General features: G+C 63.6%; 27 protein-coding genes. 23 read left to right on the top strand and 4 right to left on the bottom strand.

Annotated features, from left to right (window positions below; translation table 11 throughout):
- Positions 1 to 9 precede the first annotated feature (9 nt).
- Positions 10 to 1,260: a flavodoxin-dependent (E)-4-hydroxy-3-methylbut-2-enyl-diphosphate synthase gene (ispG, locus tag NKH57_RS13570; RefSeq protein WP_352944754.1), complete on the bottom strand. Its 1,251-nt coding sequence runs from the start codon at positions 1,258 to 1,260 to the stop codon at positions 10 to 12.
- Between the two features lie 334 nt (positions 1,261 to 1,594).
- A complete protein-coding gene (locus tag NKH57_RS13565; RefSeq protein WP_013529217.1) occupies positions 1,595 to 1,774 on the bottom strand; it encodes a YdcH family protein in 180 nt (59 codons plus the stop codon).
- Between the two features lie 240 nt (positions 1,775 to 2,014).
- Here NKH57_RS13565 and NKH57_RS13560 point away from each other — a divergent pair, with 240 nt between their 5' ends.
- Positions 2,015 to 2,218 carry a YdcH family protein gene (locus tag NKH57_RS13560; protein ID WP_023757446.1) on the top strand — a complete coding sequence of 68 codons (204 nt, stop codon included), beginning with the start codon at positions 2,015 to 2,017 and terminating at the stop codon, positions 2,216 to 2,218.
- A 23-nt stretch (positions 2,219 to 2,241) separates the two neighbouring features.
- Here NKH57_RS13560 and NKH57_RS13555 read toward each other — a convergent pair whose 3' ends face one another.
- Positions 2,242 to 3,030, bottom strand: a complete 789-nt coding sequence (locus NKH57_RS13555) for an IclR family transcriptional regulator (protein WP_352828281.1) — start codon at positions 3,028 to 3,030, stop codon at positions 2,242 to 2,244.
- 122 nt (positions 3,031 to 3,152) lie between these two features.
- Between NKH57_RS13555 and NKH57_RS13550 the strand changes: the two genes are divergently transcribed.
- The 18 genes from NKH57_RS13550 (at position 3,153) to NKH57_RS13465 (ending at position 19,158) form a co-directional block, all read left to right on the top strand.
- Entirely contained in the window at positions 3,153 to 4,025 is an 873-nt protein-coding gene (locus NKH57_RS13550; protein WP_292643047.1) for a transporter substrate-binding protein, read from the top strand.
- 72 nt (positions 4,026 to 4,097) lie between these two features.
- Complete coding sequence (locus tag NKH57_RS13545; RefSeq protein ID WP_352605823.1) at positions 4,098 to 4,763, top strand: amino acid ABC transporter permease; 666 nt, start codon at positions 4,098 to 4,100, stop codon at positions 4,761 to 4,763.
- A gap of 1 nt (position 4,764) precedes the next feature.
- Positions 4,765 to 5,415, top strand: a complete 651-nt coding sequence (locus NKH57_RS13540) for an amino acid ABC transporter permease (protein WP_352605821.1) — start codon at positions 4,765 to 4,767, stop codon at positions 5,413 to 5,415.
- A 2-nt stretch (positions 5,416 to 5,417) separates the two neighbouring features.
- On the top strand, positions 5,418 to 6,212 hold the full coding sequence (locus NKH57_RS13535) for an amino acid ABC transporter ATP-binding protein (RefSeq protein ID WP_352944750.1): 795 nt from the start codon (positions 5,418 to 5,420) through the stop codon (positions 6,210 to 6,212).
- Positions 6,213 to 6,249: 37 nt separating this feature from the next.
- Positions 6,250 to 6,711, top strand: coding sequence for a RidA family protein (locus NKH57_RS13530; RefSeq protein WP_352944748.1), 462 nt, complete (start codon positions 6,250 to 6,252; stop codon positions 6,709 to 6,711).
- A 24-nt stretch (positions 6,712 to 6,735) separates the two neighbouring features.
- The gene (locus NKH57_RS13525; RefSeq protein WP_352944746.1) at positions 6,736 to 7,941 is read left to right on the top strand and encodes an aminotransferase class V-fold PLP-dependent enzyme; all 1,206 of its coding nucleotides are present in this window, start codon (positions 6,736 to 6,738) and stop codon (positions 7,939 to 7,941) included.
- Between the two features lie 155 nt (positions 7,942 to 8,096).
- On the top strand, positions 8,097 to 9,050 hold the full coding sequence (locus tag NKH57_RS13520) for a metallophosphoesterase family protein (protein WP_352944744.1): 954 nt from the start codon (positions 8,097 to 8,099) through the stop codon (positions 9,048 to 9,050).
- A gap of 24 nt (positions 9,051 to 9,074) precedes the next feature.
- Positions 9,075 to 9,422 (top strand): cupredoxin domain-containing protein, encoded by a 348-nt coding sequence (locus tag NKH57_RS13515; protein ID WP_352944742.1) that lies wholly within the window; start codon positions 9,075 to 9,077, stop codon positions 9,420 to 9,422.
- A gap of 46 nt (positions 9,423 to 9,468) precedes the next feature.
- Positions 9,469 to 10,017 (top strand): sigma-70 family RNA polymerase sigma factor, encoded by a 549-nt coding sequence (locus NKH57_RS13510; protein ID WP_352944740.1) that lies wholly within the window; start codon positions 9,469 to 9,471, stop codon positions 10,015 to 10,017.
- Positions 10,004 to 10,894 carry an anti-sigma factor family protein gene (locus NKH57_RS13505; protein WP_352944738.1) on the top strand — a complete coding sequence of 297 codons (891 nt, stop codon included), beginning with the start codon at positions 10,004 to 10,006 and terminating at the stop codon, positions 10,892 to 10,894. Before NKH57_RS13510 ends, NKH57_RS13505 begins: the two co-directional genes overlap by 14 nt.
- 198 nt (positions 10,895 to 11,092) lie before the next feature.
- On the top strand, positions 11,093 to 12,082 hold the full coding sequence (locus tag NKH57_RS13500; protein WP_352944736.1) for a sugar phosphate isomerase/epimerase family protein: 990 nt from the start codon (positions 11,093 to 11,095) through the stop codon (positions 12,080 to 12,082).
- 41 nt (positions 12,083 to 12,123) lie between these two features.
- On the top strand, positions 12,124 to 13,176 hold the full coding sequence (locus tag NKH57_RS13495) for a sugar ABC transporter substrate-binding protein (protein ID WP_352944734.1): 1,053 nt from the start codon (positions 12,124 to 12,126) through the stop codon (positions 13,174 to 13,176).
- A 69-nt stretch (positions 13,177 to 13,245) separates the two neighbouring features.
- Positions 13,246 to 14,745, top strand: a complete 1,500-nt coding sequence (locus tag NKH57_RS13490; RefSeq protein ID WP_352944732.1) for a sugar ABC transporter ATP-binding protein — start codon at positions 13,246 to 13,248, stop codon at positions 14,743 to 14,745.
- A 9-nt stretch (positions 14,746 to 14,754) separates the two neighbouring features.
- Positions 14,755 to 15,723 carry an ABC transporter permease gene (locus tag NKH57_RS13485; RefSeq protein WP_352944730.1) on the top strand — a complete coding sequence of 323 codons (969 nt, stop codon included), beginning with the start codon at positions 14,755 to 14,757 and terminating at the stop codon, positions 15,721 to 15,723.
- A complete protein-coding gene (locus NKH57_RS13480; protein WP_352605796.1) occupies positions 15,720 to 16,595 on the top strand; it encodes a MurR/RpiR family transcriptional regulator in 876 nt (291 codons plus the stop codon). The genes NKH57_RS13485 and NKH57_RS13480 overlap by 4 nt, the downstream gene beginning before the upstream one ends.
- Positions 16,592 to 17,485: a PfkB family carbohydrate kinase gene (locus tag NKH57_RS13475; protein WP_352727579.1), complete on the top strand. Its 894-nt coding sequence runs from the start codon at positions 16,592 to 16,594 to the stop codon at positions 17,483 to 17,485. The genes NKH57_RS13480 and NKH57_RS13475 overlap by 4 nt, the downstream gene beginning before the upstream one ends.
- Positions 17,486 to 17,587: 102 nt before the next feature.
- The gene (gene purE, locus NKH57_RS13470) at positions 17,588 to 18,085 is read left to right on the top strand and encodes a 5-(carboxyamino)imidazole ribonucleotide mutase (RefSeq protein WP_352727580.1); all 498 of its coding nucleotides are present in this window, start codon (positions 17,588 to 17,590) and stop codon (positions 18,083 to 18,085) included.
- Complete coding sequence (locus NKH57_RS13465) at positions 18,082 to 19,158, top strand: 5-(carboxyamino)imidazole ribonucleotide synthase (RefSeq protein WP_352727581.1); 1,077 nt, start codon at positions 18,082 to 18,084, stop codon at positions 19,156 to 19,158. The genes purE and NKH57_RS13465 overlap by 4 nt, the downstream gene beginning before the upstream one ends.
- Positions 19,159 to 19,172: 14 nt before the next feature.
- Here the strand turns inward: NKH57_RS13465 and NKH57_RS13460 are convergent, their stop codons facing one another.
- A complete protein-coding gene (locus NKH57_RS13460; protein ID WP_352727582.1) occupies positions 19,173 to 19,595 on the bottom strand; it encodes a lysozyme inhibitor LprI family protein in 423 nt (140 codons plus the stop codon).
- Between the two features lie 229 nt (positions 19,596 to 19,824).
- Between NKH57_RS13460 and ykgO the strand changes: the two genes are divergently transcribed.
- The 4 genes from ykgO to NKH57_RS13440 all read left to right on the top strand — a co-directional run bounded on the left by ykgO (position 19,825) and on the right by NKH57_RS13440 (position 22,482).
- Positions 19,825 to 19,950, top strand: a complete 126-nt coding sequence (gene ykgO / locus NKH57_RS13455) for a type B 50S ribosomal protein L36 (RefSeq protein WP_006203764.1) — start codon at positions 19,825 to 19,827, stop codon at positions 19,948 to 19,950.
- A 112-nt stretch (positions 19,951 to 20,062) separates the two neighbouring features.
- Complete coding sequence (locus NKH57_RS13450; RefSeq protein ID WP_352605789.1) at positions 20,063 to 20,668, top strand: tetratricopeptide repeat protein; 606 nt, start codon at positions 20,063 to 20,065, stop codon at positions 20,666 to 20,668.
- A gap of 122 nt (positions 20,669 to 20,790) precedes the next feature.
- Positions 20,791 to 21,858 carry an alpha/beta fold hydrolase gene (locus NKH57_RS13445; protein ID WP_352944726.1) on the top strand — a complete coding sequence of 356 codons (1,068 nt, stop codon included), beginning with the start codon at positions 20,791 to 20,793 and terminating at the stop codon, positions 21,856 to 21,858.
- 45 nt (positions 21,859 to 21,903) lie between these two features.
- Positions 21,904 to 22,482 carry a phosphotransferase gene (locus NKH57_RS13440; protein WP_502907285.1) on the top strand — a complete coding sequence of 193 codons (579 nt, stop codon included), beginning with the start codon at positions 21,904 to 21,906 and terminating at the stop codon, positions 22,480 to 22,482.
- Positions 22,483 to 22,529: the final 47 nt, after the last annotated feature.

The following is a 22,529-nucleotide window of genomic DNA, read 5'->3' as shown; positions in this document are numbered from 1 at the left end:
GGCATGGGCTCACTCGGCCGCGGCCTTGCCGCGGCCGAACCGTTGCTCGATATAGTCGGCGACCATTTTCTCGAAATCCGCAGCGATCGAGGGCCCGCGCAACGTCGCCGCCTTCTTGCCGTCGATGAAGACAGGCGCTGTCGGCGTCTCGCCGGTGCCGGGCAGCGAAATGCCAATGTCGGCATGCTTGGATTCGCCCGGGCCGTTGACGATACAACCCATCACCGCGACCTTGAGGTTCTCGACGCTAGGATATTTTTCGCGCCACACCGGCATGTTTTTCCGCAGATCCGCCTGTATGTTCTGGGCGAGTTCCTGGAACACGGTCGAGGTCGTGCGGCCGCATCCGGGACAAGCGGCGACGATCGGCACGAACTGCCGGAACCCCATTGTCTGGAGCAATTCCTGCGACACCTGCACCTCGCGTGTGCGGTCGCCGTTCGGCTCCGGCGTCAGCGAGATGCGGATGGTATCCCCGATGCCTTGCTGGAGCAGGATGCCCATGGCAGCCGACGAAGCCACGATGCCTTTCGAGCCCATGCCTGCCTCGGTGAGGCCGAGATGTAGCGCATGGTTGGAGCGGGTGGCTAGCTCGGTATAGACGGCGATCAGGTCCTGCACGCCGCTGACCTTGGCCGACAGGATGATTTTCTCGCGGCCAAGGCCGATCTCTTCCGCCAGCTCGGCCGACAGGATCGCCGATTGCACGATCGCCTCGCGCGTCACTTCCTGCGCCGTCAGCGGAAATCCCTTGTCCTGGTTGTCATCCATCAGCCGGGTCAGCAGTTCCTGATCGAGCGACCCCCAGTTGACGCCGATGCGCACCGGCTTGTCGTGTCTGATCGCCATCTCGACGATCGCCCCGAATTGCCGGTCCTTCTTGTCCTTGAAGCCGACATTGCCCGGGTTGATGCGATATTTGGCCAGCGCTTCGGCGCAGGCCGGATGGTCTGCCAAAAGCTTGTGGCCGATATAGTGGAAATCGCCGACCAGCGGCACGTCGATGCCAAGCCGCTGAAGCCGCTCATGAATGCGCGGCACCGCGGCGGCGCTCTCGTCGCGATCGACGGTGATGCGCACGATCTCGGAGCCCGCCCGGTGAAGTGCTGCAACTTGCGCAACTGTCCGGTCGATATCGGCCGTATCGGTATTGGTCATCGACTGCACGACAATGGGCGCTCCGCCGCCGACGACCACGCCGCCGACATCGACGCCGACCGAGGTGCGGCGAGGGAAAGGAGAGGAAAAATATCCGGTCATGCCGGCCAGCCTTTTGTCTCTGGAGCGCCGAACGTCCCCTTGGACGACAGAGGGCGCCCCGGGCGATGCGCTAAAGTCCGGGCATGAGGTGGATGAGCAAAGATGGCTTGTCAATGGCGACAGGTCGCCACTGGCCGGAATCGACCCGCCGCCAAGGACCAGAAACAATCGATGATCTGGCGAAATCCGGCGACGGCCGAAGCGGAAATTAAGCCGGGTGGAAATCCGGCTCAGGCTGATGGCCCAGTGCCGGAAATCAAAACCTCCCAGGCCGGCGGATGGCACCCGCCGGGAAAAGAAGCCGCGGACGGTGAGCGGCTATGTCAGGAGGGCATCAATGCGTGGTCGGTTTCCCTCTGAGTTTTTCAATCTCGTCCTTGAGTGCCAACTTGCGTCGCTTGAGATTCACGATTTCGAGGTCATCGACCGATGGATGGTTCATCGCATCATCGATTTCACGTTCGATGTCGCCGTGTTTCCGCTGCAACTCATCAAGATGGGATGCAAGAGACATGATTGGTTCTCCCTTTCATGGTTTCCTCGATTGCAGCCGTCATGGCGCGTCCACCGCAGGTTCGCTTCTGTGACGGCATGATGACAGTGTGTCACCTTCCGGCAGCGATGTCGAATGATCCGTGGTAGCATTCCACGACAATGTGAAATGTGATATGGGCTGCGCGCCGGTTGCAAAATCCCACCGGCCCCGCCCAATCAGGCCCATTTTTGGGCGCCGCAGACGTGCAGACGGTAGATAATGTCCGATCAGGAACAGGCTGATATCCGGCTCGAATATTCCCGGCTGAAGCAGGAGCATGCCGATTTCGATGCGGCCATCAACGCGATGATCGCCATGGCCTGCGATCCACTGCAGATCCAGCGCATGAAGAAGAAGAAGCTGTTCCTCAAGGACCGGCTGATGGCGCTGGAAGACAAGATCATTCCCGACATCATTGCCTGAAGGGCGCGTACGCTTTCGAGCGCCTATCCGGCGGTCGAAAGTCTCGCAGCACGATCACGCAGCAGGCCGATGAGCTCGCCGGTCCGCTCCTCGGACGTGTCGATGGGGACCACCAGGCACATCGTCGCCTCGACCTTGCCCGGCGCCGAAAAGACCGGCGCGGCAAGGCATTTCGTATAGGCATCGACCAGGCCCGAGGTGACGCAATAGCCGGCGACTCGCGCCTTCGCGATGTCAGTGACAAAATCGTCAAGCCGCAGTTTGCGACCGTCGGGCAGCACGAGATCGTCGTCCGACACCATGGCTTCGATTTCAGCCCTGTCCAACCCCGCCAGAAGCAGTCGCCCCGAGGCCGTCCAGGGCAGCGGTATCTGCAGGCCGGTGGCAGAGCTGATGCGAAAAGGCCTGGTGCCTGGGCTCGCGTGGACGATCGTGTAGCGACCGCTCTGCAGCATGCACAGTTCGGACGTCTCGCCGGTCTCGCGCGATAGATTGTCGACCTCCTGACGCCCTCGTCTGAGGAGGTCGTTGCCCCGCACATAGTCCATTCCATAGAGATAGAGCTTCTTGCCGAAATAGACGCGATTGCCGTCGCTTTCCAATTCCAGCAGGCCCGCATCGACCAGCGACCGCACCAGCGTATAGGTCGTCGAACGGGGTGCATTCACCCCTTTGGCAAGGTCGCCAATGCCGATCGCCCGCTGGGTCGTGTGAAGAAACTCCAGAATCTCGAGCACCCGGTTGAGTCCCTTTTCACGGGAGCCCGAGATTTTCTCGTCGGCTGAAATCGCGGAGGTATTGCCATCTTGCATTGTCGATTCCCGGTGTTAATATCTGTCTTGTACAGGATACACTCGTCTCTTGTAAGAGACAAAATCACCGGACGTGTGTCTTGCCTGTGCACAAGGGGAACACAACACGAAAGGAGGTCGCCGTGAACGACACATCCGGAAGACGTGATTTTCTGAAACTTGGAATGGCAGGGCTGGCCACGGCTGGCGTGCTGGCAACCGTCGATGCCCAGAAAGCCGCTGCCCAGGCAGCGTCCGACAGCCTGCTGCGCACCGTGCTCGATCGCGGCAAGCTGATCGTCGGTACCGGCAGCACCAACGCACCCTGGCACTTTGAGAACGATGCCGGCGAATTGGTCGGCATGGACATCACCATGGGGCGCATTCTCGCCAAGGGCCTTTTCGACGATCCGACCAAGGTCGAATTCGTCATGCAGGATCCGGCACAGCGCATCCCCAACGTGACCACCAACAAGGTCGACATCACCATCCAGTTCATGACCATGAGCGCCCAGCGCTCGCAGCTGGTCAATTTTTCCCGGCCTTACTATGTCGAGGGCGTTGCCTTGCTGAGCCTGCCGACCGCCGAGAACAAGACTTTCGACAAGCTGCTTGCCGGCGGCGCCGCAACGCGCATCTCCATCCTGCAGAATGTCGATGCCGAAGCGCAGGTGCATTCGGTGCTGCCCGAGTGTCAGGTCATGCAGATCGATACCCAGGCCAACGTGCTGCAGGCGCTGGAATCGAAACGCGTCGACGCCGCGGCCGTCGATCTGTCCACGGTGCGCTGGCTCGCCTCGCGCAATCCGGACAAATATTTCGATGCGGGCAAGAGCTGGCTAAGCATGCTTTATGGCGCGGCTCTGCGGCAAGGCGACCTTGACTGGCTGACTTTCGTCAACTCAACTTTCACCATCGCCATGTTCGGCCACGAAAATGCCCTCTACGACGCCGCGTTCAAGGACTATTTCGGACAGGAGCCTCCGGCGCGCCATCCGGGCTTCCCAGCCATTTGACCAGCATCAGGCGGGAGGGCGTATCCAGCGCCCTTCCGCCTCCCTGAGGCCTGCGGCAACCGAGGCGGACGCATGGGCTACGCCCTCAACTTCAATCTGATCTGGCGGCATTTCGACAAGCTGTGGAGCGGCCTGCTGCTCAGTCTCGAACTCGCCGTCATCTCGATCGCCATCGGCATCGTCATCGGCCTGGTCCTGGCGGTCTGGTACGTCTCGGCCGGGCGCGTGGTGCGCACCATCATCGCCGCCTATGTCGAATTCATCCGCAACGTGCCGCTGATCCTGCTCGTCTATCTCGTCTTCTACGGCCTGCCGACGGTGGTCGATCTCGCCTACAGCGCGCCGACCTCATTTGTCGTCACGCTCTCGCTCTACAGCGGCGCATATCTGGTCGAGGTGTTCCGTTCCGGGCTCGAGGCGGTTCCGCGCGGACAGCTGGACGCCGGCAAGGCGATCGGCCTGACGCCGTGGCAAAGGCTGCTCAACGTGCGCCTGCCGACGATGCTGCGCATCACGCTGCCGGCATTGTCCAACACCTTCATATCGCTGTTCAAGGACACGTCCGTCGCCTCGGTCATCTCGGTGCCGGAACTGACCTATGGCGCCCAGTGGATCAACTTCAACACGTTCCGGATCGTCGAGGTCTATCTCGTCGTGACGGCGATGTACCTGCTTACCGGCTACATACTGCTTTTTGCGCTTCGGCTTGTCGAACGCCGGTTCAGGGCGGCGCGCTGACATGCTGACCCAAATCGCCTATGCCTTGCCTTTCCTCGCCCAGGGCTTTGCCCTGACACTATGGGTATCCTTGCTTGTCGTGGTGTTCTCCCTGATCGCTGGCGTGATCATGGGCGTCGGTCTCGTCTATGGCCCCATGCCACTGCAATGGGCGGTGCGCATCTTCAGCGATACCATTCGCGGCATACCAATCCTGGTGCTCATCTTCTTTGTCTATTATGGCCTGCCGGCCGTCGGGCTTCATCTGCCGTCCTTCTGGGCCGCCGTGCTAGCGCTGACCCTGTTCAAGACGGCGCAGGTCGTCGAATATCTCAGGGGTGCGGTCGGCTCCATTCCGAAGGGTCAGTCCGAGGCCGCAATGGCGATCGGACTGACCTTTCGCCAGCGCCTCACCTACGTCATCTTCCCGCAGGCGTTCAGGCGTTTCCTGCCGCCGTGGATCAATGGCGTCACCGACGCGGTCAAGGGCAGCGCGCTGGTGTCGCTGCTCGGCATCACCGATCTGATGCAGGCCATCAACCAGGTCATCGGCCGCACGTATGAGGCGATGCCGCTCTACCTACTCGGCGCGCTCATCTATTTCGCGGTCAATTATGCCCTCTCGCTGGCCAGCCGCCGGCTCGAGCGGCGTTTCTCCTTCATTCGGGATTAGCAATGTCCACAGGTTCGAACGACACCCCGGCGCTTCTCGACATCCGCGACGTTTCCAAAGCCTTTGGAACAGTCCAGGTTCTGCGTTCGGTCAGCCTGCAGGTGGCGCGCGGCGAAGTGGTGACGGTCATCGGTCCCTCGGGCAGCGGCAAGACCACACTGCTGCGTTGCGTCAACTTCCTCGAAAGCTACGACAGCGGCTCGATTCGCATCGATGGCAAAGAGGTCGGCTTTCGCGAAGCCGGAGCCCGCCAGCGCCGCAGCGAACGCGATCTGGCCGCCATGCGGGCCGAGACCGGCATGGTGTTCCAGAGCTTCAACCTCTTTCCGCATCTGACAGCCGCCCGCAACATCATGCTTGGTCTAACCAAGGTGCGCGGCAAGAGCAGTGCGGAGGCCCGCACGATCGCCGAACACTGGCTCGGCCGGGTCGGCCTCGCCCACAAGGCCGATAGTCTGCCCGCCGAACTGTCCGGCGGCCAGCAGCAGCGTGTCGGCATCGCTCGCGCCGTAGCCATGGGGCCGAAGATCCTGCTTCTCGACGAGATAACCTCCGCGCTCGACCCGGAGCTGGTCGGCGAAGTGCTCGAGGTCGTGCGCAGCCTGGCCGAGGACGGCATGACGATGGTGATGGTCACGCACGAAATGGCCTTTGCCCGCGATGCCTCGAGCCGCATCGTCTTCATGGCTGACGGCGGCGTCAGCGCGGCAGGTCCACCCGCCGAAATCCTGGCGGCGGACACTGACAATGAGCGCCTGCGCACCTTCCTGGCACGTTTCCGCGCCTCGCATTTCTAAACGGGACAGCGAGCGCTGTCGCAAGGAGCCTTCTTTCATGACGCCTTATATCCGGCTCGCCGCGCTGGGCCTGACGCTGCCGGAGCCGCCGACCCCGATCGCCAATTTCGTCACCCATGCCGAAAGCGGCCGGCTGATCTTCCTGTCCGGCCAGGGGCCGCTGCGGACCGACGGCACGCTGTTCACCGGCAAGGTGGGGGATGATGTCACCGTCGAAGAGGCCTATGGCCATGCCCGTCTCACCGGCCTTAACCTGCTGGCCGTCATGCACGCAGCCACTGGCGATCTTTGCCGGATCGTGCGCATCGTCAAGCTGCTCGGCTTTGTCAACGCGATACCAACCTTCAGCGACCACCCGAAGGTGGTCAATGGCTGTTCCGATCTGTTCGCCGATGTGTTCGACACCATCGGCGGCCATGCCCGCTCGGCGATCGGCGTCGGCTCCTTGCCTGGGAACATCACCGTCGAAATCGAGGCGGTCATCGAGATCGCCGCCTGACCCGTTAGAAATGGAATCTTAGAGATGAAAACCACTTCCACCGACGGCTCCAACACCACCATCCGCGAACGACTCGGTCTTCGCCCGATCATCAACGTCTCCGGCACGATGACAGCGCTCGGCGCATCGATCATCGTGCCTGAAGCGATCAGCGCCATGGCGGAGATGGCCTCGCAATGGGTGGAGATGGACGATCTGCAGCGTGCCGCAAGCACGATCGTTGCGCGCCTCACCGGCGGCGAGGCCGGTTTCATCACCGCCTGCTGCGCCAGCGGCATCACCATGGCGATTGCCGGCTCAATGACGGGAACCAACCTGCTCGCCATCGAGCGACTGCCGGACGACACCGAAGGGCTGAAGTCGGAGGTCATCGTCCAGCTCGGCCACATCGTCAACTACGGCGCGCCAATCGATCAGTCGGTCCGGCTGGCCGGCGCAAAGGTCGTGCCGGCTGGCACCGTCAGCGTTACGCAGGATTACCATGTGCGTGAGGCGATCAACGATCGCACGGCGGCAGGACTCTATGTCGTCGCCCACCACACCGTGCAGTACGGCATGCTGTCCCTAGAGGAATTCTGCGAGATCTGCCACGCCAGAGGCGTCCCGGTGATCGTCGATGCGGCCTCCGAATATGATCTGCGCGGCTTCCTTGCGGCCGGTGCCGACGTCGTCATCTACAGTGGACATAAATTCCTGAGCGGACCGACCAGCGGCATCGTCACCGGGCGCAAGGATCTGGTTCGAGCCGCCTATCTGCAGAACCGCGGTGTCGCGCGCGCCATGAAGGTCGGCAAGGAAAGCATCGCCGGCACCATGGCCGCACTGGAAGCCTGGGAAAAGCGCGACCATGCCGGCATCCGACGGCGCGAAGAAGCGGCACTGAACCTGTGGAAGGATGCGTTGCAGGGGCTGCCGGGCATCGTCGCGCAGATCATCCCCGACCCCACCGCCAACCCGCTGGATCGGTTGCAGATCTTTGTATTGCCCGAGAGCCGGTTCACGGCGGCCGGTCTGGCCTCCGCATTGGCTACGGGCGCGCCGCCGATCGTCGTGCGCAACCATGAGGTGGAGCGCGGCCATTTCTTCCTCGACCCCTGCAATCTTCATCCCGGCGAGGCGGAGATCGTCGCCGAACGGCTGCGCGCCATCTTGACCACAGCCGAGCGGCCCGCCGATGCCATGAAGCCTGCCCGCAAGGATTCTTCCGGTGTCTTGCGCTGGCCGGATTGAAACGCCAGGTAGACCACCACCTGAAAATGCGCCGGTCGCGGTCAGTGCGCGCCATCACGCGACCGTGAACGGCCGGATCCTCCCCAGCCGGGAATAAACCGCAGCCATCCAGAGTCTCCTCAGCATACGCCACTCCCGGCGTTGAGGAGACCGACATGACCCATCACCACGACGACGAGAGCGGGCGCGACGGCATCAGCCGCCGCCATGCGCTGGAATGCATGATCTGGGCCGGCACCGGTGTGCTGTGGACGATTTCAGGCGGCATACCGGTGTCGCTCAACCTGCTCGGGGCCGCACAAGCTGCCGAAGCCATGGCCACCGGGTTCACCTTCCTGCAAATATCCGACAGCCATATCGGCTTCGACAAGGCGGCCAACCCGCATGCCATCGACACGCTCAAGGAAGCGATGGGCAAGATCAAGGCGCTGCCGCAAAAACCCGCCTTCATGATTCACACCGGCGATATCACCCATCTGTCCAAGCCAGCACAGTTCGACAATGCGGCTGAGATCATCGGCGGCGCCGGCTTCGACGTGCATTACGTGCCGGGCGAGCACGATCTGATCGACGACGGCAACGGCAAAGCCTATCTCGACCGCTACGGCAAGGGCACCAGGGGCGCCGGCTGGTACTCGTTCGACCAGAACGGCGTGCATTTCGTGGCGCTGGTCAATGTCGTCAACCTCAAGGCCGGCGGGCTCGGCAATCTCGGCCCCGAGCAGCTGGCCTGGCTGGCGGACGACCTGAAGGCCGTCAGCGCGTCGACCCCGATCGTCGTCTTCGCTCATATCCCGCTGTGGGCGGTCTATCCCGAATGGGGCTGGGGCACCGACGACGCGGCCCAGGCGCTCGGCCTGCTCAAGCGCTTCGGCTCGGTCACCGTGCTCAACGGCCACATCCACCAGATCATGCAGAAGGTGGAAGGCAACGTCACCTTCCACACCGCGCGCTCGACTGCCTTCCCGCAGCCGGCGCCGGGCACCGCCGCCTCGCCCGGACCGATGACGGTGCCGGCCGGGCAACTGCGCGGCCTGCTCGGCACCAGCAGCGTCAACGTGAAGCAAGGTGGGCAGGATCTCGCCATCATCGACTCGACGCTGGCTTGAGCCTGGACGGCAAAGGAAATCATCATGCTCTGCATTCGCCTTCCGGCCCGGCACATGGTCGCGATCCTCACCGCTTTCACCCTGACCACGGGAACCTGTCAGCCGCTGCGCGCGGCGGTCGATGCGCCGATGGTCAAAATAGAGAACTTCGCCTTCACGCCACACGAACTGACGGTCAAGCCCGGCACCAGGGTGATCTTCAGAAACGACGACGACATCCCGCATCTTGTCGTCGCCAACGATTCCTCCTTCCGCTCCAAGGCGCTTGACACCGGTGACACATATGAATTCACCTTCACCAAAGCAGGCGACTTTGCCTATTTCTGCGGGCTTCACCCGCACATGCAGGGCAAGATCACCGTCGCTCCCTGAAGGGGCGTGGCAGAACCTGCCGGGAGTGCCGGAGCATGCTGCGGTGTTGAGCGAAAAGGCCCTGGCCGAGCGCTTCGGCGAGGTGGTGCTGCCCCATCTTGGTGATGCGCTTGCGCTCGCCCGCTGGCTGACCGGCAACGCCACCGATGCCGAGGATGTGGTGCAGGAGGCCTGCGTGAAGGCACATGCCGGCATCGCCGGATATGCCGGCGGCAATGCCCGCGCATGGCTGCTGACCATCGTGCGCAACACCGCCTATACCTGGATGTCGCGCAACCGGCCGCGCGGCATGCTGGCCGTCGGCGACCTCGGCGATCTCGACGAGATGGCGGCGGCACACGGCACCAGCCTGCCCAACCAGGACGGCCCCGAAGCGAGCCTGATCGCCAGGGCCGATACGGCGGCACTTGAGGCGGCGATCGCAGCACTGCCGCAGCCATTTCGCGAGACGCTGGTGCTGCGCGACATCAACGGTCTCAGCTACCGCGAGGTGGCGGCCATTCTGGAGGTACCGATGGGCACGGTGATGTCGCGGCTGGCCCGCGCCCGCGGCCTGCTTGTGTCTGAACTTGGAGAGCGCCATGACCAATCATGACGACGGGCTGCCCAACGATCCCGAGGTCATGCGGCTGATGATCCACGCCCTCATTGATGGCGAACTCGATGCAGCGGCCGCACTGGCGGTGGAGCGGCGCATCGCCGCCGATCCGGCGCTGGCCGCCGAGCATGCCCGCATCATTGCCTTGCAGGGCGCGCTCGGCCGCCTGCCGCGCCCCGATGTCAGCGATGCCTTTCGGGCGCGCATTGCCGCACTTGGTGCGACAGGCACGGCGCAACCGGCACAAGACGAAGCGGCCGAGCCGCAGCGGGGCACGCCGTCGCCGCAACCAGGATTGATCGCGGCGTCAGTCGGGGGCGGCCGGAGACGGGACGCCAGGACAGGTTCGTCGCGGACCTTCGGCCCGTTCGACTGGCGCGCACTAGCCGCGTCGATCATGATCAGCGCGGTGCTGGCCAGCGGGGCGACGCAATGGGTGATGGTCAACAACGCGTCCGACGGTTTCGCCGCGGCGGTCGCCAGCGGCCATCGCCGCAGCCTGCTCGCCGCCAGTCCGATCGACATCGTTTCGTCCGACCGCCATACGGTCAAGCCATGGCTCGATGCCCGGATCGGCGTATCGCCGCCGGCGCCAGACCTCGCGCAGGATGGCTACGCACTCATCGGCGGCCGGGTCGAGGTGATATCAGGTCGGCCGGTGCCGGCGCTGGTCTACCGCCACCGCGAGCACCTGATCACGCTGGTCGCCGAACCGCAGCAAGACGGCGCCACCAGCCAGCCCGAAGACGTTTCGTCAGGTGGCTTCTCGCTGGTACACTGGAGCGACGGCGCCTTCTCCTACTGGGCGACCTCCGACATGGAGAGGCCCGAACTCGACGACTTCGTCGCCCGCTTCCGCAAGGCGGCGGTATGAGGACGGCCCTGCCCGGCTACTGATTCACCGCCCGACGGATTCTCCAGCCTACGACGCCGGCCGGGAAACTGGCGGCGCGCCTTTACGTGGCTCAGTCCTGACCGCAACCGCGGCCCAGCGGCTGCTCACCGCTCCTCAAAACAATAACTTTACAAATATTTGTTTCTGTGTGAAGTTATGACTATTGAAGGGTCGATCATGACAGCCAATCGCTTCGCCACGCGCTTGAATTCCTTTGCCTCGCGCCCACAGGCCGAATGGCCCGACCTCTCCGGCAAGCCGTCGCTGCTGCAGATGGCGGCACGCGCCGCCAAGGTTGCCGGACTGACCGACCTCGATCTGAACTACCCCGACCATGTCGGCGAAAAGCCTGCTGAAATCGCTCGCAAACTCGGCGACCTCGGCCTTTCCATCAATGGCTTCGCCATGCGCTACTACTCCAACCCGGCCTTCAAGCTCGGCGCTTTCACCAATCCGGACCCGGCGGTACGCCGCGAGGCCATCGACCTGACCAAGGCCGGCATCGACGCCGTGCGTGAAGCCGGCGCCGGCCTGATGACCCTGTGGCTCGGCCAGGACGGCTTCGATTACGCCTTCCAGGCCGACTATGCGACGCTCTGGCAACACGAAGTCGATGGGATTCGTGAAGTAACCGCGCATGATCCCGACTGCCAGATCAGCCTTGAATACAAGCCCAATGAGCCGCGTTCCTATAGCCTGATGCCGGACGCAGCGACGACCTTGCTGGCGATCCGTGACGTTGGCCTGCCCAATCTCGGCGTCACGCTCGATTTCGCCCATGTGCTCTATGCCGACGAGCAGCCGGCCTTTGCCGCAGCCCTGGTGGCGCGTCACAGCAAGCTGCTCGGCGTGCACCTCAACGACGGCTACGCCAAGCGCGATGACGGCCTGATGGTCGGCGCGGTGCACACGCTGCAGACCATCGAGCTGCTCAGGCAGATCCGCCGCGACGGTTACGCTGGCGCCATCTATTTCGACACATTCCCCGACATGACCGGGCTCGACCCGGTGCGCGAATGCGAAGTCAACATCGCCACTGTCAAGCGCATGCTGCGCGTCGTCGACCGGCTGGAGCAGGACAATCGCCTGTCCGCCGCCATGGACAGCCAGGACGCGGTGACGTCGCAGGCCATCATCCAGGAAATCATGCTCGGGCCGGACAGCTGAGGCATCCGAGCCATCGCCGTTTTCAACAAGGGAGGAATACAATGAAACTTCTGCTTGCCACCGCTACCGCCGCACTGATGGCATTATCCATCGGCTCGGCCTTTTCCGCCGATCCCGCGCCGCTCAATTCCGATACGGAAAAGGACCGCATCGACTGGTCGCAGGTCGAGGCCAAATTCGGCGCTTTCCCCAAACTGCCCGAAGGCACAAAGGCGGGCGCGGTTTCCAAGACGCTGACCAATGAATACTGGCGCTCGCTGGGCGAGGGCTACAAGGCGTTCGGCGACAAGGTCGGCATTCCCGTCGTCTATCAGGCGGCGCAGAGCGAAGGCGACCAGCTCGGCCAGCTGACCATTGCCGAAGGCCTGGTCACGCAGGGCTACAACGTTCTGCTCGTCTCGCCGCAGACCGACGCCAATCTGCAGCCGATCATGGAGCAGGCCAAGGCCGCCAATGTGCCGGTGGTCAACGTCAACGATGCAGTCATCCCGCAGGCCGAGCACTATGTCGGCAATGTCCAGCGCGACAATGGCGTGCGCGTCGCCAAATGGTTCATCAAGAACCGTCCGAATGGCGGCAAGGTCGCCATCGTCGAAGGCCAGGCCGGCGTCTATGCAGCCGTGCAGCGCACCGATGGCTTCAAGTCCACCATCACCGAAGGGGGCAAGTTCGAGGTCGTCGCCAGTGTTCCCGGCAACTGGGACCGCCAGACCTCCTATGACGCGGCCGTCAACATCCTGCAGCAGCACCCCGACCTGATCGGCTTCTATGCCAACAATGACGGCATGGCACTGGGCATTGTCGAGGCGGTCAAGGCTGCCGGCATGCAGGACAAGGTTGTCGTGTTCGGCACTGACGGCATCTCCGACGCCTATGCCTCGATCCGCGCCGGCGAACTGACCGGCACGGTCGACAGCTTCCCGGTGCTAACCGGTGAGGTTGCTCTGGAAACGGCGCTGCGGCTGGTGGCTGGACAAAAGCTGCCGCGCGTCGTTGCCACGCCGCAGGCACTGATCACCAAGGACAATGCCGACCGCTATTCCGGACCCGGCGCGCGCAAGGCCCTGCTCGAAGATGCCGCTGCGGGCCAGTAAAGCCGATCGGCGGGTGCCGGCCAGAGCAGTTCGCTCCCGGCCGGCACCGTTGCCCGGAGATTGAACCCAATGTCACCCCGGCTGCAATTCCAGGGCATTTCCAAGCTGTTTCCGGCCGTGCGGGCGCTCAACGATGTGTCGTTCTCGATCAGTGCCGGTGAAATCCACGGTCTGCTCGGCGAAAACGGTGCCGGCAAGTCGACGCTGCTCCGCATATTGTCGGGCGTCTACAGACCGACGGCGGGAAGCGTCCTCATCGACGGACAGCCGGTGACGCTTGCCAATCCGGTCGCCGCGCGTGCCGCGGGCGTCGCCATGATCCACCAGGAATTGCAGCAGGTGCCGCGCCTCAGCGTCGCCCAGAACATGTTCCTCGGCCAACCGCTGACGCGCGGCGGTATCTTCGTCGCCCGGCGGGAACAGGAGCGCCGCGCCGCCGAGGCTCTTGCAGCCATCGATCCGTCCATCGACCCAGCCGCTCCCCTCGGAACCCTGAAGGTGGCGCAGCGGCAGATCGTCGAGATCGCCCGCGCGCTGCTCGATCGCGCCCGCATCGTCGCCATGGACGAGCCGACATCGAGCCTGACGCCGAGCGAATTCGAACGGCTGGCGCAACTCATCACCGGTCTCGCTCGCGATGGCGTCGCCGTCGTCTATGTCTCGCACAAGCTGGATGAGGTGTTCCGCATCTGCCAGCGCGCCACCATCATGCGTGACGGCGTGGTCATCGAGTCCGTCGACCTGAAAGGCCTGTCGGAAAAGGCGGTCGTGGCGATGATGGTTGGCCGCGAACTGGCGCAGGAACGGCATATCTCTCACGCCTCGAACGAGGTGATGTTGAGTGCGCGCGGCCTCTCCTCGACAACGAAGGTGCGCGATGTGTCGTTCGAGTTGCATCGTGGCGAGGTGCTCGGCATTGCCGGCCTTGTCGGCTCTGGCCGCACTGAACTTTTGCGGCTGCTGGCGGGCGCGGATCGCGCCACGGCCGGGACGATCGCCATTGACGGCAAAGCGACGCGCTTCGCCAGCCCGCGCGATGCGATTGCCGCCGGCATCGGCCTGGTGCCGGAGGAGCGCAAGCGCGAAGGCATCGTGCCGCTGCGCTCGATCACCAGCAACATGGCGCTGGCTTCGATGGGTGTGTTCGCGTCGCGCGGCCTCATCGATCACACCCGGTTGAAACAGATGGGCCGCGTCAATCTGCGCCCGTTCCTGCTCGACCGGCCGATCCGCCTGTTCAGCGGTGGCAACCAGCAGAAAGCGATCATCGGCCGCTGGCTGGCGGCCGGAACACGCATCCTTTTGTTCGACGAACCGACGCGCGGCATCGATGTCGGCGCCAAGGCGGAGATCTATCACCTGATCGAGGAGCTCGCCCGGGAAGGCCACGGTGTCATCGTCGTCTCCTCCGAACTGCCCGAGGTGATCCGGCTCGCCGACCGCGTGCTGGTGATGCGCGACGGCTCGATCGCGGCCGAACTCCACAGAGACGACATCAGCGAACAGGCGATCGCGGCGCACGCCATCCGGCAGACACAAACGCCGGCCGCACAGCCGGCAAGGCAGTAGGTGAAGAATATGTCGGATACCACTCTGGTGCAGCCACGGGCTGAATTCCTGCGCGGGATTTCCATGCGCGATGCCGGCACGCTGATCGGCCTTGTCGTGATCCTCGCCGTCTTCGGAGCACTGGTGCCGGGCTTCTTTGCCGAGCGCAACCTGATCAACATCCTGCAGCAGTCGAGCATCAATGCCTGTCTGGCGCTGGGCATGACGCTGGTCATCATCTCCGGCGGCATCGACCTGTCGGTCGGGCCGACCGCAGCACTCTCGGCCGTCATCTCGGCCTCGATGATGGTCGCTGGCGTGCCGTTTCCGCTGGCCATCGGCGCCGGCTTCGCCATTGGTCTTGCCTGCGGCCTCATCAACGGCGTGCTCGTCGCCTATGTCGGGCTGCAGCCTTTCATCGTCACATTGGGTACACTCAGCACCTACCGGGCGCTGGCGTTGATCTATACCGGCGGCAATCCGGTGCTCGGCCTGCCGGCAGGCTTTCGCGCTGTCTTCAACGGCTCGCTATTCGGGCTGCCGCTGGCTGTCGTCATCGTGGCCGGTGTGGCGATCGTCGCCTGGGTGGTTTTGAAGAAGACGCCCTTCGGCGAATATCTGCTCGCCGTCGGCGGCAATGAGGAGGCCGCTTACATCGCCGGCGTGCCGATCGCCCGCACCAAGATCGCCGCCTACATGATCTCCGGCCTGCTGGCAGCCCTTGCCGCGCAGATCCTGATCGGCCGGCTCGGTGCCGCCGAACCCATCCTCGGCAATCTCTGGGAACTGGACGCCATCGCCGCTGCCGCCATCGGCGGCGCCTCGCTGATGGGCGGCAAGGGCAGCGTCGTCGGCACCATCCTGGGCGCCGTCATCCTCGGCGCCATGCGCAACGGTTTGACGCTGATGAACGTGCAGTCCTTCTATCAGCTTCTGGCAACTGGTCTTATAATCCTCGCCGCGATGCTTATCGATCGCGTGACGAGGGGGCGTGGATGACCTTGAGCGGGCTGGACCTGAAAGCGGTAGGACCGCGGATCCGCATGATGATGCCGCATCTCACCCCGCTGGAGGCGAAGGTGGTGGAAACCGTCTTTGGCCGGCGCGGCTTTGACGAGAGCATCCCGCTGAAGCAGATCGCCGAGGAGGCCGGCGTGTCCGAGGCAATGGTGGTCAAGATCGCCAAGAAGCTCGGTTTTTCCGGCTATCGCGACTTTCGCACCGCCGTCTATGAATACAGCCGCCTGCCGACTGCCGAGATGCATCAGGAACTGTCATCCGACGACAGTTCGGCCGAGATCGTGCAAAAAGTGTTCCGCACCTCCATCCAGGCACTGGAGGAGACACTGGCGATCCTCGACATCGAGGATTTCGACCGCGCCGCCGAGCTTCTCTACCGTGCGAAGAACCGGGATTTCTATGGCGTCGGCGGCTCAGCGCAGATTGCGCGCGACGTCTCGCACAAGTTCCTGCGCATCGGCATTCGCGCATCCGTCTACGACGATTCGCACATGATGCTGATGTCGGCCTCGCTGCTCGGCGGCGATGATATCGCCGTCGGCTTCTCGCATTCGGGCAATACCTCTGCCGTCATCGACGCCATCCAGCTGGCCCGCAAGAACGGCGCAAGGACGCTGGCCATCACCAATTACGACAATTCGCCGTTGGCTGCGGTGGCCGACATTGTGCTGTGCTCGACCGCACAGGGATCGCCATTAATGGGCGAGAACGCGGCGGCGCGCATCGCCCAGCTCAACATCCTCGATGCGCTGTTCGTCGCGGTGGCGCAGCGCGACTATCAGGCGGCGGAGCGCAACCTCGGCCGCACCATGTCGGCGGTGACATCGAAGCGAAAAGACCGGGGATCATGACGACACCGCCGCTGGTCACCGTCTTCGGCAGCCTGCACTACGACATCATGGTCGACGCGCCCGACCGCCCACGCAAGGGCGAGACGGTGACCGGCCATGCCTGGCACCCGAAATGCGGCGGCAAGGGCGGCAACCAGGCCGTTTCGGCGGCAAGGGCCGGCGTGCGCGCGGCGATGATTGGCGCGGTTGGCAACGATGATTTCGGGCGGGCGTTGCTGGCCAATCTCGATCGCGCCAGGGTCGACCGCCGCTTCGTGCGGGTGGCCGCTGGTGCCGGCTCCGGAATGAGCGTGGCGATCTTCGACCAGGGCGGCGATTATGGCGCGGTGATCGTCTCGGGCAGCAATCTCACTCTGGGCGATGCCGATATTGCCGCTGCTTCCGAAATGGTGTCCCAAACGGCAGTGCTCCTGTTGCAGAATGAGGTACCCGAAGGCGCCAACATTGCTGCCGCACGCGCGGCGAAGGCGCAAGGCGGCCGTGTTGTGCTGAACGGGGCCCCGGCGCGCAAACTGTCCGGCGAGTTGACCGCGCTGGTCGACATATTGGTGGTCAACGCCATCGAGGCGGAGTTCCTGGCCGGCATGGCGGTGGTCGAGACCCTGGACGGTGCCGCGCAAGCCGCGCGGCTGCTGGCCGATCTTTGCCCTGTCGCGATTGTCACGGCGGGCGGCGAAGGTGTCGCCTGCTGTGATCGGACCGGCGAGGCCTTCGCGCTGCCCGCCATCCCGGTCAAGGTCGTCAGCACGCATGGCGCCGGCGATGAATTCGTCGGTGCGCTGGCCGCGGCGCTTGCCCGTGGGGAGACCATGCGGGCGGCCGTCACCGCCGCCAATGCGGCGTCGGCCTTGCTGGTCTCGACGCCAGAGGCCGAGCGCGACGGCATCTGACTGGATGGTTTGCGTCTTGCCAAACCGCTGCGGCGGCCGCCGATCCTTGCGGCTTCGCGCGAATTCCGCTAAGGCGCGCCTTTGTCGCCGGGAAACACGAACTTGGACGATCAACGCGCCGATGTCGCCATCATCATGGGCAGTCAGTCCGACTGGGCGACGATGCGCCATGCGGCCGAAACGCTGGAAGCACTCGGCATTCCGCACAAGCGGCTGATCGTCTCCGCGCATCGCACACCGGACCGGCTCTACGATTTCGCCAAGGGCGCCAAGGCGGCCGGCTACAAGGTGATCATCGCCGGCGCCGGCGGTGCCGCGCACCTGCCCGGCATGACGGCTGCGATGACGCCGCTGCCGGTGTTCGGCGTGCCGGTGGAATCGAAGGCGCTTTCCGGGCAGGATTCACTGCTGTCCATCGTCCAGATGCCGGCCGGTATTCCCGTGGGGACGCTGGCCATAGGCAAGGCCGGTGCCGCCAACGCAGCCCTTCTGGCCGCTGCCGTGCTGGCGCTGAACGATGACGAGCTTGCCATCCGTCTGGATGCCTGGCGCGCCGCGCAGACCGCCAAGGTCGCAACCGAGCCGACGGATACGCCGTGAGCCTGGCCCCCGGATCGACCATCGGCATCATAGGCGGCGGCCAGCTCGGTCGCATGCTGGCAATTGCTGCCGCCCGTCTCGGCTACCGCACCGTGGTGCTGGAGCCGCAAGCGGATTGCCCGGCGGCGCAGGTCGCCAACCGGCAGATAGCGGCCCCCTATGACGACCGAGCAGCCCTTGCCGAACTGGCCGCGTCGAGTTCCGTCATCACCTACGAGTTCGAGAACGTGCCGGTTGCGGCCGCCAGCGCGCTGGCCGCCAAGGTTCCGGTCTATCCGCCGGCGCGCGCACTGGAAGTGGCGCAGGACCGGGTGAGCGAAAAAGCATTCCTCAACGGCATCGGCATTGCCACCGCGGGGTTCCTCCCGGTCGACAATGATGACGAGCTGACGGCGGCGCTGAATGCGTTCGATGGCAGCGGCATCCTGAAGACGCGCCGCATGGGCTATGACGGCAAGGGCCAGCGCGTCTTCCGCAATATGAAAGCCGGCAGCTTCGCCGGCATCTGCGAGGCGATGGGCAATGTGCCGCTGATCCTGGAAAGCTTCGTGTCGTTCGAGCGCGAGATTTCCGTGATCGCCGCGCGCGGCATCGACGGCACTGTCGCAGCCTACGACCCGGCCGAGAATATCCACCGCAACGGCATTCTCCACACATCGACCTTGCCGGCTCGAATAAGGCCCGAAACGGCGGAAGCAGCACGAGCAGCGGCGTCTAAAATATTGTCGGCGCTGAACTATGTCGGTGTCATCGGCGTCGAGTTCTTCGTGCTCGCCGACGGCTCCCTGCTGGCCAACGAGATCGCGCCCCGCGTCCACAATTCCGGCCACTGGACGGAAGCGGCCTGCATCGTTTCGCAGTTCGAGCAGCACATCCGCGCCGTCGCCGGCCTGCCGCTTGGAAATCCCCAGCGTCATTCCGATTGCGTGATGGAGAACCTGATCGGCGACGATGTGCTGCGTGTTCCAGCCCTGCTCGCCGAGCCGAACCTGATGCTGCATCTCTATGGCAAGGCCGAGGCACGCCCCGGCCGCAAGATGGGCCATTTCACCAGGATCGGCCGTCGCGCCTAACCCCCGAAACAGGCCTACTGCACGTCGTCGCTGTCGTCTTGGTCAGGGCTGGCGCAACTGGCATCGCCTTCCTCGCAATTGGCGGCGGCAGCGAGCTGCTCGATGCGATCATTGGTCAGCCTGGCCAGGCATTGCGAAACTTCCATCGGATGGATCGAACCGCCCGCGCTGGCTGCGGTGGAATGCGCGCACTCTGCATCGCGAAAAGCGATCCAGGCGCGTTGCGCCACCTGCAGCAGTCTCTTGCTGTCGGCGTCATCCGCGCTGATGAGATCCTGGTAGGCCTTGTTGAGCCTGGCGTCGGCCTCCTGGTAATCCTCGCCGGCGCAGATGTTCATCATCTGCTGGCTGTCGTCGCTACGGTCGCACTCCTGCGCGCGGGCAGCCGAGGCTCCCGCCAGCACGAGAATGCAGGCGGACAGGAAAATTCGGCGCATATCCATCCCCAAATCACTTCATGGCGGGCGCATCATCCCAGCCGACTGAAGCCCGCGCAATGCCGCAAGGCCGACATGGCGGATATTTGATGATATGGAGAGACGGAGCACGCTTGCGGTTGACACGGACAAGGCTCCTCGTTTATGAGCCACCCACAGTTCAAAGGCGCGTCTTCTGGCGCGCCTTAAAATTTCGACCCGAACCGGGTCCACACCGACAGGCAAGACCATGAAGATCAAGAATTCGCTCAAGGCGCTGAAGGCGCGTCACCGCGACAACCAGCTGGTTCGCCGCAAAGGCCGTATCTACATCATCAACAAGACCGCTCCGCGCTACAAGGCACGCCAGGGCTGAGTTTTAGGGCTGGAGGCTGTTGCCTTCGCCCAGTGATGCTTGTTGCCCGCCTGCCGGCCCTTTCACGCCAAATTCAGTTTGACGTTCCGCCGCCCGGGATTAGAGTCCGGCGATGCGGATTCTTTTTGCATTTTTGACGTCTCTGCTTGTTTCCAGCGCCATTTATGGCCTGGCGCGCGCGGATGACGCTGTCGTGCCGCCGGCCAGCAAGGACGTGCCGCCGGTGGCAACGACGAGGCAGGCCCGTCTCGATCAGCTGTTCAACGACCTGAAGCGCGAGCGCAACGAAAAGGCAGCCGAGCGTATTGCCGGCAACATCTGGAATGAGTGGTCTCAATCCGGCAGCGCCTCGATCGATCTGATGATGCAGTGGTCGCAGAAGGCCATCGAAAGTCAGAAGTTCGACGTCGCCCTCGATTTCCTCGACCAGGTGGTGATCTTGCAGCCGACCTATGCCGAAGGCTGGAATAGGCGCGCCACCGTGCATTTCATGATGAAAAACTACGGCAAGTCGATGTCCGACATCGACCATACGCTGCAGCTCGAGCCGCGCCATTTCGGCGCGCTCTCCGGCCTGGCGCAGATCATGGCGCTGACCGGCCACAAGCAATCGGCACTCGAGGCCTGGCAGAAGGTTCTGGCGATCTATCCAATGATGCGCAGCGCCCAGGACCAGGTCGGCACGCTTTCGGAAGAGCTTGCTGGAGAAGGCATTTAAGGGAATAGGCAGTAGGGATTAGGCAGTAGGCGCAGATCGCGTTACGCACATTCCTACTGCCTACTGCCTATTCCCTATTCGCTACTGCACAACTTATCCCCCTCCATCCCCGTATCTCCCCCATGAACCTGATCTACGCCGCCCTTGCCTTCCTGATGGCGCTTGTCTTCGGACTTGTCGGCGTCACCCGCGCCGGTTCGTGGCTGATCGAACGCCGCAATCCGTCGATTGGTGAATTCGCCGACATCGATGGCGCCCGCATCCACTATGTCCATATTCCGGGCCCCGCTAACGCCGAATTGCCGCCGATCGTCTTCATCCACGGCGCCAGCGCCAATCTCAGGGATCAGATGCTGCCGCTGCGGCCATTGCTCGAAGGCCGCGCCGAAATGCTGTTCTTCGACCGACCGGGCCACGGCTGGTCGGGTCGTGGTCCAGGCAACAACGAAGACCCGTCGGCTCAGGCCAACACCATCGCCGCGTTGATGGACCGTCTGGGCATCAGCAAGGCTGTTATCGTCGGTCATTCTTTCGGTGGTGTGGTGACATCGACTTTCGGCCGCGAGCATCCCGACAAGACGCTTGGCCTGGTCTTTCTCGCGCCGGCAACTCATCCGTGGCCGGGCGGCGCAACCTCCTGGTATTACGATCTGACGACCATTCCGGTGATCGGCTGGCTGTTTTCCGAGACGCTGACCTATCCGACGGGAACGCTGCGGATGGAAGACGCCACGACCTGCGTCTTCTCGCCCAACAAGGTGCCGCACAACTATCTCGACGCGGCCTCCATCCCGTTGGTCCTGCGACCATCGGCCTTTCGCGCCAACGCCACCGATGTCGCCGGGCTCTATCGCTATGCCCTTGGCACCGCAGCGCGCTACAACCAGATCAAGGCCCCCACCGTGGTCATTTCGGGTGATCGCGACAAGGTCGTCTATGCGGAGATTCACTCGACCGGCCTCCGGCGCGACATACCGGGCGCCCAACTCGTCTGGGTGCATAATCTCGGCCACAAGCCGGACTGGATTGCGCCCGATCTCGTCATTGGTGCCATCGAGAAGGTCTCCGGCAAGGATGTCGATCTGCGGATTATCGCCAAAAGTGTCGAAGCCCGGATCGCCGGCGATCTGTATGGCGTCGGGAAATGCGCCGATCTCAAGCGGCCGGAAGCAGAACTTGCACCGACCTGACCGCCGTCCCTTCACGTGGCTGGGAAGCTCCCCTACAAGACGGCCATGCCTGAACCGAACCTGGACACATTCTCACGAGCAATAATTCGTGCCTTCCCGGAATTGGAGACTTCAAGCTTCCGGCTGATGATGGCAGGTTGGCATTCGACGGCGGTTGATGTCGACGGCAGGCTGGTGTTCAAGTTCCCGCGTCACAAGGTTGCAGAACGAGCGCTTCTCAGGGAAGCCGCCCTGCTGGCCCTGATCCGCCCTTGCCTGTCGATGCCGGTCCCCGATATGAGCATCCATGAGGGGCCGCCTCTGTTCTCCAGACATGAGAAACTGAAAGGGGACCATCTGCTGGCAGCACGATATGAAGAATTGCCCGAACATGCCCGCCAACGCTTGGGCAACGATCTGGGCCGCTTTTACGCCGAGCTTCATCGGCTCGACCTGAACCAGATGGCGACCGCTGGCGCCGAGCCGGTAGGCACCTGGCAGGCACCGAGCGCAATCCGCGCGAAGGCGCTGCCCTTGCTGGCGCCTCGGCTACTCGCCCGCGCCGAGGCAACCCTGATGGAATACGAAAGTCTGCCACCAGACCCGCACGGGACTACATTTGGATTCTTCGACGGGCATGGCTGAAACATGGCGTTCGATCATGCGCGAATGAGGCTCAACGGACTCTACGA

This window comes from Mesorhizobium sp. M1050 (assembly GCF_040318715.1).
GTDB lineage: Bacteria > Pseudomonadota > Alphaproteobacteria > Rhizobiales > Rhizobiaceae > Mesorhizobium.
Note: the sequence above shows the minus strand (reverse complement) of the source record. Positions and strands in the feature narration are given on the sequence as shown.